The sequence below is a fragment of the Kitasatospora sp. NPDC004289 genome (assembly GCF_053602875.1).
This window is the reverse complement of sequence record NZ_JBSGEL010000029.1, coordinates 1-13358: the sequence shown is the minus strand read 5'-3', so window position 1 is coordinate 13358 and position 13358 is coordinate 1. Positions and strand designations below refer to the sequence as shown.

The window sequence follows — 13358 nt, the reverse complement described above, 5'->3', positions numbered from 1 at the left end:
GCCCGTCAGCCGAAGAGCAGCTTCCAGGTGTGCGGGCCCGGGTAGCCGTCGGCCTCGCTGCCGCTCCAGCCCTGGGCGCGCTGGAAGTCGGCGACGTTGAGCCGGTCGGCCTCGCCCCACTCCGGGCCGGGGCCCTCGGTGTAGTGGCGGCCGTAGCCCTTCCTGACCAGCTGTTCGCCGAGCTGCCGGACGGACTCGTTGGACTGCCCGGGGCCGAACCTCTCCGCGCCCGGGTACGGCGGTGCGGCCGGGGACGGGGCCGGCTGCGCGGGCGGCGGGGCCGGCTGGCCGGCGGCGGGCGGGATGTCCTTGCCCTGGTGACGGACCAACAGCTCCCAGGTGTCCTTGCCGGGGTAGCCGTCGGCCTCGGAGCCGCGCCAGCCCTGGGCGAGTTGGAAGGCCTCGGTGGCCCGCCGGTCGGCCTCGCCCCAGCTCGGGTCGGGGCCCTCGGCGTAGAACCGGGTGCCGCCGCGCTGCACCAGCATCTCGCCCAGCCGCTTCACGTACGGGTTGGACTGCCCGGGCCCGAACTTCTCCGCCCCGGGGAAGGCGTCCGGGGACGGGTCGGGCGCCGGGGCCGGGCCGTCCAGGCCGAGGTAGCGGTAGGCCACGTAGGAGGAGGCGTTGTTCCAGTACGCGTACGGGGTGGTCCGCTTCCGGGTGGCCGGCCTGGTCTGCTCGTAGGCCAGGTACTTGGTGCGGGCGGAGTCGGCCCAGCCGCCGAAGACGACGGTGTGCGAGCCGCCGGCCGGGTCGGCCGCGTTGTTGTAGACCAGGATGTCGCCCGGCTGGAGGTCGGCCCGCGCTATTCGGGTCGCGTAGTCCGGCAGGGTCCAGGTGGTCTGGCTGCTGCCGAGGCCCCAGGCCATCGAGACGTAGCCGGAGCAGTCCTGCCGGTACCCGTCGGACCAGTAGCTGCCCATGCTGTACGGCACCTGCTGGTCGATCCAGCGCTGCGCCCGGGCCATGATCTCGGCCCGGGTGGTGGCGCGCACCGTGCGGAGCGACCGGGTCTCGGCGGCGGCGCCGCCGCGCAGCGGGGCGACCGAACCCTGCGGGGTGGAGCCGCTCTCCGTCCCGGCGGGGGCGGGGGCGGGGGAGGGGGACGGCGCGGCGGCGGCGACGGAGCCGCCGCCGAGCACGGAGCCGACGGCCGCGAACAGCAGGGCCGCCCGGCGCGCCCCGTGGGCGGAGCGGTGGCCGCCCTCGGCGACCGGGGCGGCGTGCAGCCTGGCCAGTCGGCGGGCCGAGCAGCCGCCGCAGCGGCAGTCCCGGTCCGGTTCTATCTCGGTGAACTCGATCAGCACGGTCGGAGCCTTCCTCTCCTCGGGTGTACCGGAGGGGATGTGTTCCACCGTCAGATTGCGACATATCACCTGAAAAGCTGTGAATTTGGTGAGAGTGGGCCGGAGGTGGATGGGGGTTGGGGGCTGGGGATCGGGTGGAGAGCTGCCGGGAGGTGGGGTGAGGGGTGGGGGCTGGGGATCGGGTGGAGAGCTGCCGGGAGGTGGGGTGAGGGGTGGGATGAGGGGTGGAGCCGGAGAGCGGGTGGGGGGACGCCCGGAGGCCGGCCCCGGGGTGGGGCCGGCCTCCGTGGCGGGGTGGTGGGGTCAGGCGGCGAGCTCGGGCTCGGCGGCCGGGGCGGAGGCGTCCTTCTTCCTGTCCCGCATCACCAGCCCGGCCAGCAGGGCGGCGGCCAGCACGCCGACCGCGCTGATGGTGAGGGTGGTGGACATCGAGGCGGTGAAGGCCTCCCGGGCGGTCCGGACCAGACCCGCGTCGCCCCCGGCTGCGGCCAGCGCCCCGGAGATCGAGCCCTTGGCCAGGTCCGAGGAGCCGGCCGGCATCTCGGCGGCGAACCGGCTGGTCAGCAGCGAGCCGAGGATGGCGATGCCGAGCGCGGTGCCGGACTGCTGGATGGTGTCGTTCAGGGCGGAGCCGACGCCGGCCTGCTCCTCGGGGATGGTGCCCATCAGGGCGTTGATCGCCGCGGGCATCGCCAGCCCGGCGCCGAGGCCGAGAAGGCCGAGCGCCACGGCCGGGACGGTGAAGCCGCTGTCGGCGTCGACGGTGGTGAAGAGGAGGAAGGAGGAGGCCATCACCAGCAGGCCGGTCACCACCACCGGGCGGTTGCCGAGCTTGGCGGCCAGGCCGGCGCCGGCGCCGTTGCCGATCAGCGCGGCCACGGCCAGCGGGAGGAAGGCCAGACCGGCCTCGACCGGCGAGTAGTCCAGCACGAACTGCAGGTACTGGGTGAGCACCAGCAGCAGGCCGCCGTTGCCGATCTGAACCAGCGTCAGGGAGAGCGAGCCACCGCTGAAGTTGCGCTGCTTGAACAGCACCAGCGGGACCATCGGCTCCGGGTGGACGTTCTCCCAGACCACGAACCCGGCCAGGGCGGCGACCGCGACCAGCAGGGTGAGAAGACCGCGGCCGTCGAACGCGCCGTGCTGCGGGATCTCGATGATCCACCAGATCAGCGCCGTCATGCCGACCGCCGACAGCACCGCGCCGATCGGGTCGGGCTTGCGCCAGGGGCCCTTGGACTCGGGCATCAGCAGCAGGGCGGCGGCGATCGCCACGGCCACCACCGGGACGTTCACGAAGAAGATCGAGTGCCAGGAGAAGTGGTCGATCAGGAAACCGCCCAGCACCGGGCTGCCGACCAGGCCGAGCATCGAGACCGAACCCCAGGCCGCCATCGCCTTGCCGCGCTCGTCCTCGTCGAAGACGGTGATCAGGATGGAGAGCGTGGACGGCATGATCAGCGCGCCGCCGACGCCCATCGCGATCCGGGCCGCGATCACCTCTCCGGGGTTGGTGCAGACCGTCGCGGCCAGTGAGGCCAGGCCGAAGAGCAGCAGACCGGTGATCATCACCTTGCGGCGCCCGAAGCGGTCGCCCAGGCTGCCCGAGGTGAGCAGCAGGCCCGCGAAGACCAGCACGTAGGAGTCCAGGATCCACTGGATGTCCTGGGCGCTCGCCCCGATCTCGGCGGTCATCGCCGGCACCGCCACGGTCAGCGCCATGCTGTCGACCACCAGCACCAGGGTCGCCAGGCAGAGCACGACCAGGATCCACCAGCGGTGGGGATTGCGGGATTCCATCACTCTGCCCTCTCGGCTGCGCACACTGTTCCTTCGGTGAGAACACTGTACGCAGCTGCGTACAGTGTTCGCAAGAGGCGAGCTGTGTACGCTGGAGCGAACGCCGTACGCACGGAGAAGACGGAGGAGGACGCATGGCAGCCAAGGCCGCACCCGTCGCATCGGTCTGGGCCCGGGAGCAGCGCGAACCCGACCAGCCGGGCCTGAGCCGGGCCGGGATCGTCCGGGAGGCGATCGCGATGCTCGACGCGGAGGGCGTGGAGGCGCTCAGCATGCGCAAGCTCGGCGCCCGGCTGAACGCCGGGGCCACCTCGCTCTACCGGCACGTCGCCACCAAGGACGAGCTGATGGAGCTCGCGGTGGACGAGGTCGCGGCCGAGATCTCGGTGCCGCCGCCCGGCGGGGCGGACTGGCGGGCCGACGTGACGGCCGCCGCGCGCTCCTTCCGGGACGCCTCGCTCCGGCACCCGTGGCTGTCCTCGCAGCTCGGCCAGGCCGGGCTGGCCTACCTGGGGCCGAACCTGATGGCCTATTCTGAGAAGCTCGCCGCGCTGGTCACCGTGGTCGGCTTCGAGGAGCCCTCACGGGCCATCGACGTGGTGTTCGCCTACGTCATCGGCATGACCACCACCGAGTCGGCCTGGCTGGCGACCATCGCCCGCTCGGGCGAGACCGAGGCGGAGTTCATCGCCAACCGGATGCCGGCCGCCCTCGTGGCGGCCTCGGACCACGCACACCTGACGGCGGCCTACGGGACGGTCGCCCCCGACCCGGTCGCCATCCGCGAGGACAAGTTCACCGACGGCCTGGAGATCATCCTGGACGGCCTCGAAGGCAGGCTGAACGCAAGGCGTTAGTGGCTACGCCGCCGGGGGCGCGAGGAACTGCGCGAATCGGAAGAACGTGGCCCGGGTGCCGGGTACGGACGGCCACTTGCACGTGGGTCTCCGTACCCGGCTGGAGGTCGGCTTCTTCCGATTCGCGCAGTTCCCCGCGCCCCTGACGGCCCTTCGGGCCGTGCGGGCCGCAGGCTCCGTCAGTCCTCCGGCCCGAGCAGCGCGGCGAGCGCGCGGCGGATCTCGGCGCGGCTGGGGTCGACCCCGGCCCAGGCGGCGTGGCCGTCGGGGCGGACCAGCAGGGTGGTGTCGCGGAGCTTGCCGTGCGGGGAGGCGGGGGCGGCGGCCACCGCGCGGTCGGCCCAGGGTTCGAGGACGGTGCTGAGGTCGTCGTTGGAGACCAGGACGGCCTTGCCGCCGCGCAGGGCCTCGTAGAGCCGGGTGGGGGCGCCGGGGGTGTCGACGGCGAGGCGCAGGTCGGGGATCCGACGGCCGGTCAGGTGGTGGGTGCCGCTGGGGGCGGGGTAGTCGATGCCGATGCCGGAGATCCGCTTGACCCCGGCCTCGCCGACCGGGCCGAGGCGGTCGCCGAGGATGCCGACCGCGCCGCGCAGCAGCCGGGCCGGGGCCGAGCCGCCGAGGGCGACCCGGACCAGGGCGCCGGAGCTGAGCACGGCGGCCCGGCCGACCGGCCAGCGTTCGGTCTGGTAGCTGTCCAACAGGGCGTCAGGGGCCCAGCCGCGGACGGCTCCGGCCAGCTTCCAGCCGAGGTTGGCGGCGTCCTGGAGGCCGGTGTTCATGCCCATGCCGCCGGCCGGGGAGTGGCAGTGGGCGGCGTCGCCGGCCAGCAGGACGCGCCCGGATCGGTAGTTGGGGGCCTGGCGCTCGTCGCTGTGGAAGCGGGAGAGCCAGCGGGCGTCGTGCAGGCCGTGGTCCTCGCCGAAGGCCTCCCGGGTGATGGCGGCGATCTCCTCGAGCTCGACCGGTGCGTCGTCCGGGAGTTGGTGGTTGCGGTCCCAGGCGATCACCCGGTACCAGCCGTCGCCGAACGGGACCAGGAAGGCGAAGCCGTTCTCCCCCGCGCCGACGTTCAGGGTGTCGGCCGGCGGCCGCTCCAGTCGGACGTCGGCGAGCAGCACGGAGTTGACCACGGACTGGCCGGGGAAGGGGATGCCCAGCAGGTCGCGGACGGCGGAGCGGACGCCGTCGGTGCCGACCGCGTAGGCGGCGGTGTACGTCCGGCCGTCGCGGGTGTCCAGCTCGACCCGCTGCCCGTCCTGCCGCAGGTCGGAGACCTCGGCGCCCCGGACGATCACCGCCCCGGCCTTCACCGCCCGCTCCTGGAGCAGCCGTTCGACGTTGTACTGCGGGGTGATCAGGACGAACGGGAAGCGGGAGTGCAGCCGGTCCAGCCGGGCCTCCAGGCCGCCGAACAGCCGCAGGTGGTCCAGGGTGGTGCCGGTGGCGATCAGCTCGTCGGCCAGGCCGCGGGCGTCCAGCTGTTCCAGGGTGCGGGCGTGCACGGCGAAGGCCCGGGTGAGGTTGGACTCGGTGGTCCGCTTCTCCAACACCGTCACCCGCAGCCCGGCGGTGGCCAGGTCCCCGGCCAGCAGGAGCCCGGTCGGGCCCGCGCCGACCACCACCACATCGGATGCCAGCTGCTTCTCGGACATGCCCATCTCCCGTTGATCGGACCAGCGTTCGAGCCGGGCCCGCACACTGCCCGGGCCTTCTAAGCTTCCTCTCAGCCTTCCATCATCGCGGGCCCATCAGTCCCTGTGAATCTCACTGACATGACTGAGCCCGCAGCTCGGGGCACGACCGTGGTCGGCCCCGCTCCCGCCAGCGCCACCCCGACCCGGACCAAGCTGGTCGAGGTGGTCGTCCCGGTCTACAACGAGCAGCACACGGTGGAGAAGTGCGTCCGTACGCTGCACGACTACCTCTCCGAGACCTTCCCCTACCCGTTCCTGATCACCGTGGCGGACAACGCCAGCACGGACGGCACCTGGGAGGCGGCCACCGGACTGGCCGCCGAGCTGCCCGGGGTGCGCGCGGTGCACCTGGACCTCAAGGGCCGGGGCCGGGCGCTCCGTCAGGTCTGGGGCGCCAGCGAGGCCGATGTGGTGGCCTACATGGACGTGGACCTCTCCACCGGTCTGGAGGCCTTCCTCCCGCTGGTCGCCCCGCTGCTCTCCGGCCACAGCGACCTGGCCATCGGCAGCCGGCTGCACCGCGGTTCGGCGGTGGTGCGGGGCGCCAAGCGGGAGTTCATCTCGCGCACCTACAACGTGCTGCTGCGGGCCACCATGGCGGCCAAGTTCTCGGACGCCCAGTGCGGCTTCAAGGCGGCCAGGACCGAGGTGGTGCAGCGGCTGCTGGGCTCGGTCGAGGACAACGCCTGGTTCTTCGACACCGAACTGCTGCTGCTGGCCGAGCGGTCCGGGCTGCGCATCCACGAGGTGCCGGTGGACTGGGTGGACGACCCGGACAGCCGGGTGGACATCGTCCGCACCGCGCTGGACGACCTGCGGGGCATGGTCCGGGTGGCGCGCCGTTCGCTGAGCGGTGCCGAGCGGGCGGAGCAGCTGCCGACCAGGGTCCGGCAGGCCCGGATGCCGGCCGCACTCGGCTGGCAGCTGGCCAGCTTCGCGGTGGTCGGCACCCTGTCCACCCTGGCCTATCTGCTGCTCTACCTGCTGACCCGTCAACTCGCGCCCGCCTTCTGGGCGAACGCCTTCGCCCTGGCCGTCACGGCGGTCGGCAACACCGCGCTCAACCGCCGCTTCACCTTCGGCGTGACGGGGAGTCAGGACGCCCTGAAGCACCAGGTCGAGGGCGGTGCCGCCTTCCTGATCGGCCTGGCGCTGAGCAGCGGCGCCATCGCCCTGCTGCCGGACGGCGCCTCCCACCCGGCCGAACTGGCCGCCCTGGTGGGGGCCAACGCGCTGGCCACGCTGGTGCGCTTCGTGCTGCTGCGGGTCTGGGTCTTCAACCCCCGCCGTCGTCAGGGGAGGTGAGGGCGCCGGCCCCGGAGCCGTGCAGGGCTCCGGGGCCGGCGGACCGGTCAGTTGTGGCGACGGACCTCGACGGTGCGGAAGCGCGAGGCCACGAAGGCGCCGTCGCAGTAGGCCGCGTTGGCCGCCGGGTTGGCGCCGGTGCCGTGCAGGTCGGAGAAGGCGGCGGTCTGGTTCGGGTAGACGCCCCCGGTGAGGTTGAGCGAGAGCGAGACCCCGGAGTCCAGGGCGGCGGCGACCAGGGCGGCCTCCACCTCGGCGTCCACCGTGTACGCGGAGGCGGTCATCGCGCCCTGCTCGCGCACGGTGCGGGCCAGCAGCTCCACCGCGGCCTCGGCGGACTCGACCGCGACCAGGAAGGAGACCGGGCCGAAGCACTCGCCGGCGAAGGCGGTCCGGTCGTCCGGCTTGTCCGCGTCCACCTTGACCAGCGCGGGGGTGCGGATGGTCGCGCCGGGGAACTCCTCGGAGGCCACCGCCCGCGGGGCCAGGGCCAGTTCGCCGTACTCGCCGTCGGCGGCCCGGGTGCTGCGGCCCAGCACGCCGGGGTTGACCACGGCGCCCAGGATGGCGGCGGCCCGGGCGTCGTCGCCGAGCAGCTTCTCGATCGCGTGGGCCAGGTCGGCGGCCACCTCGTCGTAGGACTTGCCGCCCTCGTCGGTGCGCACGCCGGTGCGCGGGATCAGCACGTTCTGCGGGGTGGTGCACATCTGGCCGCTGTAGAGCGAGAGCGCGAAGGCCAGGTTGGCGAGCATGCCGCGGTAGTTGTCGGTGGACTCGACGACCACCGAGTTGACGCCGGCCTTCTCGGTGTAGACCAGCGCCTGCTTGGCGTTCTCCTCCAGCCAGTCGCCGAACTGGGTGGAGCCGGTGTAGTCGATGAGCTTGATCTCCGGGCGCACGGCCAGGGTGGCGGCCAGCGTGCCGCCCTCGTCCTCGGCGGCCAGGGTGACCAGGTTCGGGTCGAAGCCGGCCTCGGCCAGCACCTCGCGGGCGACCTGCACGGTGAGCGCCAGCGGCAGGACGGCCCGGGGGTGCGGCTTGACCAGCACCGGGTTCCCGGTGGCCAGCGAGGCGAACAGGCCGGGGTAGCCGTTCCAGGTCGGGAAGGTGTTGCAGCCGACCAGCAGCGCGAGGCCGCGCGGCACCGGCACGAAGTCCTTCACCATCGAGAGCGGGTCCCGCTTGCCCTGCGGCTTGGTCCACTGGGCCTGGGCGGGCAGCCGGGTCTGCTCGACGTAGGCGTAGGCCACCGCCTCCAGACCGCGGTCCTGCGCGTGCGGGCCGCCGGCCTGGAAGGCCATCCCGTACGCCTGGCCGGTGGTGTGCATCACGGCGTGGGCGAACTCGTGCGAGCGCGCGTTGATCCGGGCCAGGATCTCCAGGCTGACGGCCGCCCGGGCCTCGGGCCCGGCCGCCGCCCAGGCGGGACGGGCCAGCTCCATGGCGCCGATCAGCGCCTCGGCCTCGGCCTTCGGGTAGCGAACGCCCAGCTCCGGGCCGTACGGGGAGGTCTCGCCGCCGACGGTGGAGCCGTCGCCGGGCTGCCCCTCCAGGGTCAGCGAGGTGCCGAGCAGCGCCTCGAAGGCGGCCTGCCCGTCGGCCTGCCCGGTCTCGCCGTACGCCTTGGGGAACTCCGGGTACGGCGACCAGTAGTCGCGGGACCTGGTGGCCTCCACCGCACTGGTGAGGGTGGCCTGGTGACGTTCGATCAGCTCGGCGACGACGGGGTGGCTGGCCGCTGCGGTCATGACGCGCTCCTTTTGGGGCGGACTGGTCACCCCTCAGGGTAACCGAACGATCGGTCGGGTCAATGGGGCGGTGGAGTGACCCGGGGGCGCACGGGTGATACTCGTTCACATGGCCGAGAACACCACCCGCACCGCCTACACCGTCGACTCGCTGCTCGCCGTCACGGTCGGGGTCTTCAACGAGCGCGGGTACGACGGCACCTCGATGGAGGACCTGTCCCGGGCCGCCGGGATCTCCAAGTCCTCGATCTACCACCACGTGCGCGGCAAGGAGGAGCTGCTGAAGCTCGCCGTCGGCCGCGCGCTGGACGCGCTGTTCGGCATCCTGGCCGAGCCGGAGGCGCTGACGGGCCGTGCGGTGGACCGGCTGGAGCACGTGGTGCGCCGCACCGCCGAGGTGCTGATCACCGAACTCCCGTACGTCACGCTGCTGCTGAGGGTCCGGGGGAACACCGCGACCGAGCAGTGGGCACTGGAGCGGCGGCGCGAGTTCGACCACCAGGTGGCCGAGCTGGTCCGCGAGGCGGTGGCCGCGGGGGAGCTGCGCTCGGACGTGGAGCCCCGGCTGGCCACCCGGCTGCTGTTCGGGATGATCAACTCGATCGTGGAGTGGTACCGGCCCGGCGGCAAGCACACCGACGGGGTGGCCGAGGCACTGGTCCACCTGGCCTTCGACGGGCTCCGCGGCTGACGGTGGGGGGTGGCAGGCTGCGGGCATGACCGAGATGCCCGCACACCTCGCCCCGCCGCTCGCCGCCGACCCGCGCGAGCCGCTGCCGCTCACCGGCTCCGAGCGCGAACTGCTCACCGCGTTCCTGGACTGGCACCGGGAGACCTTCCTGCTCAAGTGCGCCGGCCTGACCGACGCCGAGCTCTCCACGCTGCCGGTCGAGCCCTCCACCCTGAGCCTGCACGGCCTGCTGCGCCACCTCACCGGCGTCGAACGCTGGTGGTTCCGGATCCAGTTCGCGGGGGAGGAGCTGCCGCTCCTGTACTACTCCGACGAGGACCCGGACCAGGACTTCGAGCACCTGGACGGCAGCGTGGCCGAGGCCGTCGAGGCCTGGCGCGCCGAGGTCGCGGAGTCCCGCCGGATCACCGCCGAGGCCGCCTCGCTCGACGTCACCGGTACCCACCGCGCCTCCGGGCAGCCGATCTCGCTGCGCCGCATCCTGATCCACACCCTCGCCGAGTACGCCCGCCACAACGGCCACGCCGACCTCCTCCGCGAACGCCTCGACGGCACCACCGGCTACTGACAGCCGCGCCGCGGCCACCCCGGGGGCGCGAGGAACTGCGCGAATCGGAAGGCGGACCAGCGTGAGATCGGGGCACGCGAGCCAGTTGCACGTGTTGCCGTTCCCCCGCGCGCAGTTCCCCGCGCCCCTGCGGGGCGCAAGCGGTGTCCTAGACCGGCGGTACCTGGTCGGTCTCCTCGAAGACCAGCAGGGTCTGGGTGGCGAGCACCTGCGGGATGTTCTGGATCTGGCCGAGGACCAGCTCCCGCAGGGCCCGGTTGTCGGCGGTGTGGACCAGCAGCAGCACGTCGAACTCGCCGCCCACCAGGGCGATGTGCGCCACACCGGGGAGGGCGAGCAGCTGCTCGCGGACGGTCCGCCAGGAGTTCTGCACGATCTTCAGGGTGATGTACGCGGAGGCGCCCTGCCCGGCCCGCTCGTGGTCGACCCTGGCGGAGAAACCGCGGATCACGCCGTCCTCGACCATCCGGGAGATCCGCGCGTAGGCGTTGGCCCGGGAGACGTGCACCCGCTCGGCCACCGAGCGTATCGAGGCCCGTCCGTCCTGCTGGAGCAGCCGCAGGATGGACCGGTCGATCCGGTCCAGGTTGGACGTCTGTTCAGTGGACACGGCCCCCGACCCTCCCGCTGTGGACATGCTGTCACCAGAAGACTGCTGTTCGGGCCGATTGTCCACCACTACGGCACAGCTGTGGCCAGATTGAACGGACAACCGAACAATCGGTAGGGAGAGGGCGCTCCGGCGACCAGCCCTGCCACCCCTCGTGCACCACCGGCATGACCCCGCCCCTGCCGCACCCTCCCCCACCCTCTGGAGGTGCCCGAGATGACCGTTCTCGACCACCGACACCTGGCCGGCGACGTACCCGGCTGGCGCCCCGGCGCCTCCGGCCCGCGGATCGACCCGGCTCCGCTGCTGCCGGACCACGAGCCCTACCGGATGCTGGGCACCCCGGCCGCCGAGAAGGCCGAGCCGCTGCTGCTCACCGAGCTCTACCGCCGCCTGGTCGCGGGCCGCCGCTACAACCAGCAGGCCACCACGCTGACCAAGCAGGGCCGCCTCGCGGTCTACCCGGCCTCCACCGGCCAGGAGGCCTGCCAGGTGGCCGCCGCGCTGGCGCTCCGTCAGGACGACTGGCTCTTCCCCAGCTACCGGGACACCCTGGCCGTGGTCAGCCGGGGCGTCGACCCGCTGGAGGCGCTCACCCTGCTGCGCGGCAACGCGCACACCGGCTACGACCCCCGGGCCACCCGTACCGCCCCGCTCTCCACCCCGCTCGCCACCCAGGCCCCGCACGCGGTCGGCCTGGCGCACGCGGCCCGGCTTCGCGGCGACGACACCGTCGCGCTGGCCATGCTCGGCGACGGCGGCACCAGCGAGGGCGACTTCCACGAGGCGCTGAACTTCGCCGCCGTGCTGAACGCCCCGGTGGTCTTCCTGGTGCAGAACAACGGCTACGCCATCTCCGTCCCGCTCACCCGGCAGTCCGCCGCGCCCAGCCTGGCCCACAAGGCCGTCGGCTACGGCCTGCCCGGCCGGCTGGTGGACGGCAACGACGCGCTGGCCATGCACACCGTGCTCACCGAGGCGGTCGAGCGGGCCCGCTCCGGCGGCGGCCCGACCCTGGTCGAGGCGGTCACCTACCGGATCGAGGCGCACACCAACGCCGACGACGCCACCCGGTACCGCGAGGAGGAGGAGATCGCCGCCTGGCGGGACCACGATCCGATCCTGCTGATCGAGCGTCAGCTCCGCGAGGCCGGCCTGATGGAGGACGCGCTGGCCCGGGACGCCGCCGAGGCCGCCGAGGCGCTGGCCGCCCGGATGCGCAGCGAGTTCCACGCCGACGCGACGCTCGACCCGATGTCGCTGTTCGCCCACGTCTACGCCGAGCCCACCCAGCAACTGCGGGAGCAGGCCGATCAGTTGGCCGCCGAGCTGGCCGCCGAGGAGCACTCTCGATGACCACCGCCACCACCACCGGGGCCCAGACCCGCACCATGGCCCAGGCGCTCAACACCGCACTCCGGGACGCCATGCGCGAGGACCCGACGGTGCACGTGCTGGGCGAGGACGTCGGTCAGCTCGGCGGCGTCTTCCGGATCACCGACGGCCTGACCGCCGAGTTCGGCCCGGACCGCTGCCTGGACACCCCGCTGGCCGAAGCCGGCATCCTGGGCACCGCCGTCGGCATGGCGATGTACGGGCTGCGCCCGGTGGTCGAGATGCAGTTCGACGCCTTCGCCTACCCGGCGATGGAGCAGCTGTTCTCGCACGTCGCCAAGATGCGCAACCGCACCGCCGGGAAGCTCCCGCTGCCGATCACCATCCGCATCCCGTACGGCGGCGGCATCGGCGGGGTCGAGCACCACAGCGACTCCTCCGAGGCGTACTACGCCCACACCCCCGGCCTGCACGTGGTCACCCCGGCCACCGTGGCCGACTCCTACGGGCTGCTCCGCGAGGCCATCGCCTCCGACGACCCGGTGGTCTTCCTGGAGCCCAAGCGGCTCTACTGGGGCAAGGACCGGCTGGACACCGCCGCCGCGGTGGAGCCGATCGGCCGCGCGGTGCTGCGCCGCCCCGGCACCTCGGCGGTGCTGGTGACCTACGGGCCCTCGCTGCCGGTCTGCCTGGAGGCGGCCGAGGCGGCGAAGGCCGAGGGCTGGGACCTGGCGGTGCTGGACCTGCGCTCGCTGGTGCCCTTCGACGAGGCGACGGCCTGTCAGGTGGTGCGCTCGCTCGGGCGGGCGGTCGTGGTGCACGAGGCCTCCGGCTTCGGCGGTGCCGGTGCGGAGATCGCCGCGCGGTTGACCGAGAAGTGCTTCCACCACCTGGCGGCCCCGGTGCTCCGGGTGACCGGCTTCGACATCCCGTACCCGCCGCCGATGCTGGAGCACCACCACCTGCCGGGTGTGGACCGCATCCTCGACGCGGTGGCGCGGCTGCAGTGGGAGGACTGACCAGATGATGCCGGTGGTGCGCGAGTTCACCCTGCCCGACCTGGGCGAGGGGCTGACCGGGGCCGAGGTGGTCCGCTGGCTGGTGGAGGTCGGCGAGGTGATCGCCGTGGACCAGCCCGTGGTGGAGGTGGAGACCGCCAAGGCGGTGGTCGAGGTGCCCTGCCCGTACGGCGGGGTGGTGACGGCCCGGTTCGGTGCCGAGGGCGAGGAGATCCCGGTCGGGTCCCCGCTGGTGACGGTCGCGGTGGCGCCGGGCGAGGGCCCGCAGCCGCTGGCCGAGCAGGAGCCGGCGGTGGAGCGGCCGTTGGTCGGGTACGGGGTGGCCGAGCGGCCGGCCGGTGCGCGGCGGGCCCGGGTCGGTGCGGGGGCCGCGGTGCCGATCGGGGCGGGGGTGTTCCCGGTGCTGCTGCTCCTGCTCGGCTCC

General features: G+C 73.2%; 12 protein-coding genes. 7 read left to right on the top strand and 5 right to left on the bottom strand.

The features are described 5' to 3' along the window. Nucleotides 1–5 precede the first annotated feature (5 nt). Together ACWEPF_RS20625 and ACWEPF_RS20620 are read right to left on the bottom strand one after the other, a co-directional pair. Entirely contained in the window at nucleotides 6–1307 is a 1302-nt protein-coding gene (locus ACWEPF_RS20625) for a peptidoglycan-binding protein (protein ID WP_452173679.1), read from the bottom strand. A 303-nt stretch (nucleotides 1308–1610) separates the two neighbouring features. Continuing rightward, nucleotides 1611–3107: an MFS transporter gene (locus ACWEPF_RS20620; protein WP_452173678.1), complete on the bottom strand. Its 1497-nt coding sequence runs from the start codon at nucleotides 3105–3107 to the stop codon at nucleotides 1611–1613. 134 nt (nucleotides 3108–3241) lie between these two features. Here ACWEPF_RS20620 and ACWEPF_RS20615 point away from each other — a divergent pair, with 134 nt between their 5' ends. Then, entirely contained in the window at nucleotides 3242–3964 is a 723-nt protein-coding gene (locus ACWEPF_RS20615; protein WP_345288863.1) for a TetR/AcrR family transcriptional regulator, read from the top strand. Between the two features lie 179 nt (nucleotides 3965–4143). On the opposite strand, the gene ACWEPF_RS20610 is transcribed toward ACWEPF_RS20615, so the two are convergent. Then, nucleotides 4144–5616 carry an FAD-dependent monooxygenase gene (locus ACWEPF_RS20610; RefSeq protein ID WP_452173677.1) on the bottom strand — a complete coding sequence of 491 codons (1473 nt, stop codon included), beginning with the start codon at nucleotides 5614–5616 and terminating at the stop codon, nucleotides 4144–4146. A 120-nt stretch (nucleotides 5617–5736) separates the two neighbouring features. Between ACWEPF_RS20610 and ACWEPF_RS20605 the strand changes: the two genes are divergently transcribed. Continuing rightward, complete coding sequence (locus ACWEPF_RS20605; protein WP_345288866.1) at nucleotides 5737–6963, top strand: bifunctional glycosyltransferase family 2/GtrA family protein; 1227 nt, start codon at nucleotides 5737–5739, stop codon at nucleotides 6961–6963. Nucleotides 6964–7010: 47 nt separating this feature from the next. On the opposite strand, the gene paaN is transcribed toward ACWEPF_RS20605, so the two are convergent. Beyond that, nucleotides 7011–8711 carry a phenylacetic acid degradation protein PaaN gene (gene paaN / locus ACWEPF_RS20600; protein WP_452173676.1) on the bottom strand — a complete coding sequence of 567 codons (1701 nt, stop codon included), beginning with the start codon at nucleotides 8709–8711 and terminating at the stop codon, nucleotides 7011–7013. A 109-nt stretch (nucleotides 8712–8820) separates the two neighbouring features. On the opposite strand from paaN, the gene ACWEPF_RS20595 reads away from it, so the two are divergent. Beyond that, nucleotides 8821–9402, top strand: coding sequence for a TetR/AcrR family transcriptional regulator (locus tag ACWEPF_RS20595; RefSeq protein WP_345288869.1), 582 nt, complete (start codon nucleotides 8821–8823; stop codon nucleotides 9400–9402). A 25-nt stretch (nucleotides 9403–9427) separates the two neighbouring features. Next, complete coding sequence (locus ACWEPF_RS20590; RefSeq protein ID WP_452173675.1) at nucleotides 9428–9970, top strand: DinB family protein; 543 nt, start codon at nucleotides 9428–9430, stop codon at nucleotides 9968–9970. A 148-nt stretch (nucleotides 9971–10118) separates the two neighbouring features. Here the strand turns inward: ACWEPF_RS20590 and ACWEPF_RS20585 are convergent, their stop codons facing one another. After that, entirely contained in the window at nucleotides 10119–10607 is a 489-nt protein-coding gene (locus ACWEPF_RS20585) for an Lrp/AsnC family transcriptional regulator (RefSeq protein WP_452173674.1), read from the bottom strand. Nucleotides 10608–10796: 189 nt separating this feature from the next. On the opposite strand from ACWEPF_RS20585, the gene pdhA reads away from it, so the two are divergent. From pdhA to ACWEPF_RS20570, 3 genes are all read left to right on the top strand, one after another. After that, complete coding sequence (gene pdhA / locus ACWEPF_RS20580) at nucleotides 10797–11936, top strand: pyruvate dehydrogenase (acetyl-transferring) E1 component subunit alpha (RefSeq protein ID WP_380149518.1); 1140 nt, start codon at nucleotides 10797–10799, stop codon at nucleotides 11934–11936. After that, on the top strand, nucleotides 11933–12934 hold the full coding sequence (locus tag ACWEPF_RS20575) for an alpha-ketoacid dehydrogenase subunit beta (protein WP_345288873.1): 1002 nt from the start codon (nucleotides 11933–11935) through the stop codon (nucleotides 12932–12934). The genes pdhA and ACWEPF_RS20575 overlap by 4 nt, the downstream gene beginning before the upstream one ends. 7 nt (nucleotides 12935–12941) lie before the next feature. Continuing rightward, nucleotides 12942–13358 (top strand): biotin/lipoyl-containing protein (locus tag ACWEPF_RS20570; protein ID WP_452173715.1); only part of this gene is annotated, 417 nt, incomplete at its 3' end.

Coding starts and splice junctions, on each gene's coding strand:
- ACWEPF_RS20620 (WP_452173678.1), bottom strand. CDS start 3,107: ATGGAATCCCGCAATCCCCACCGCTGGTGGATCCTGGTCGTGCTCTGC.
- ACWEPF_RS20615 (WP_345288863.1), top strand. CDS start 3,242: ATGGCAGCCAAGGCCGCACCCGTCGCATCGGTCTGGGCCCGGGAGCAG.
- ACWEPF_RS20610 (WP_452173677.1), bottom strand. CDS start 5,616: ATGTCCGAGAAGCAGCTGGCATCCGATGTGGTGGTGGTCGGCGCGGGC.
- ACWEPF_RS20605 (WP_345288866.1), top strand. CDS start 5,737: ATGACTGAGCCCGCAGCTCGGGGCACGACCGTGGTCGGCCCCGCTCCC.
- paaN (WP_452173676.1), bottom strand. CDS start 8,711: ATGACCGCAGCGGCCAGCCACCCCGTCGTCGCCGAGCTGATCGAACGT.
- ACWEPF_RS20595 (WP_345288869.1), top strand. CDS start 8,821: ATGGCCGAGAACACCACCCGCACCGCCTACACCGTCGACTCGCTGCTC.
- ACWEPF_RS20590 (WP_452173675.1), top strand. CDS start 9,428: ATGACCGAGATGCCCGCACACCTCGCCCCGCCGCTCGCCGCCGACCCG.
- ACWEPF_RS20585 (WP_452173674.1), bottom strand. CDS start 10,607: ATGTCCACAGCGGGAGGGTCGGGGGCCGTGTCCACTGAACAGACGTCC.
- pdhA (WP_380149518.1), top strand. CDS start 10,797: ATGACCGTTCTCGACCACCGACACCTGGCCGGCGACGTACCCGGCTGG.
- ACWEPF_RS20575 (WP_345288873.1), top strand. CDS start 11,933: ATGACCACCGCCACCACCACCGGGGCCCAGACCCGCACCATGGCCCAG.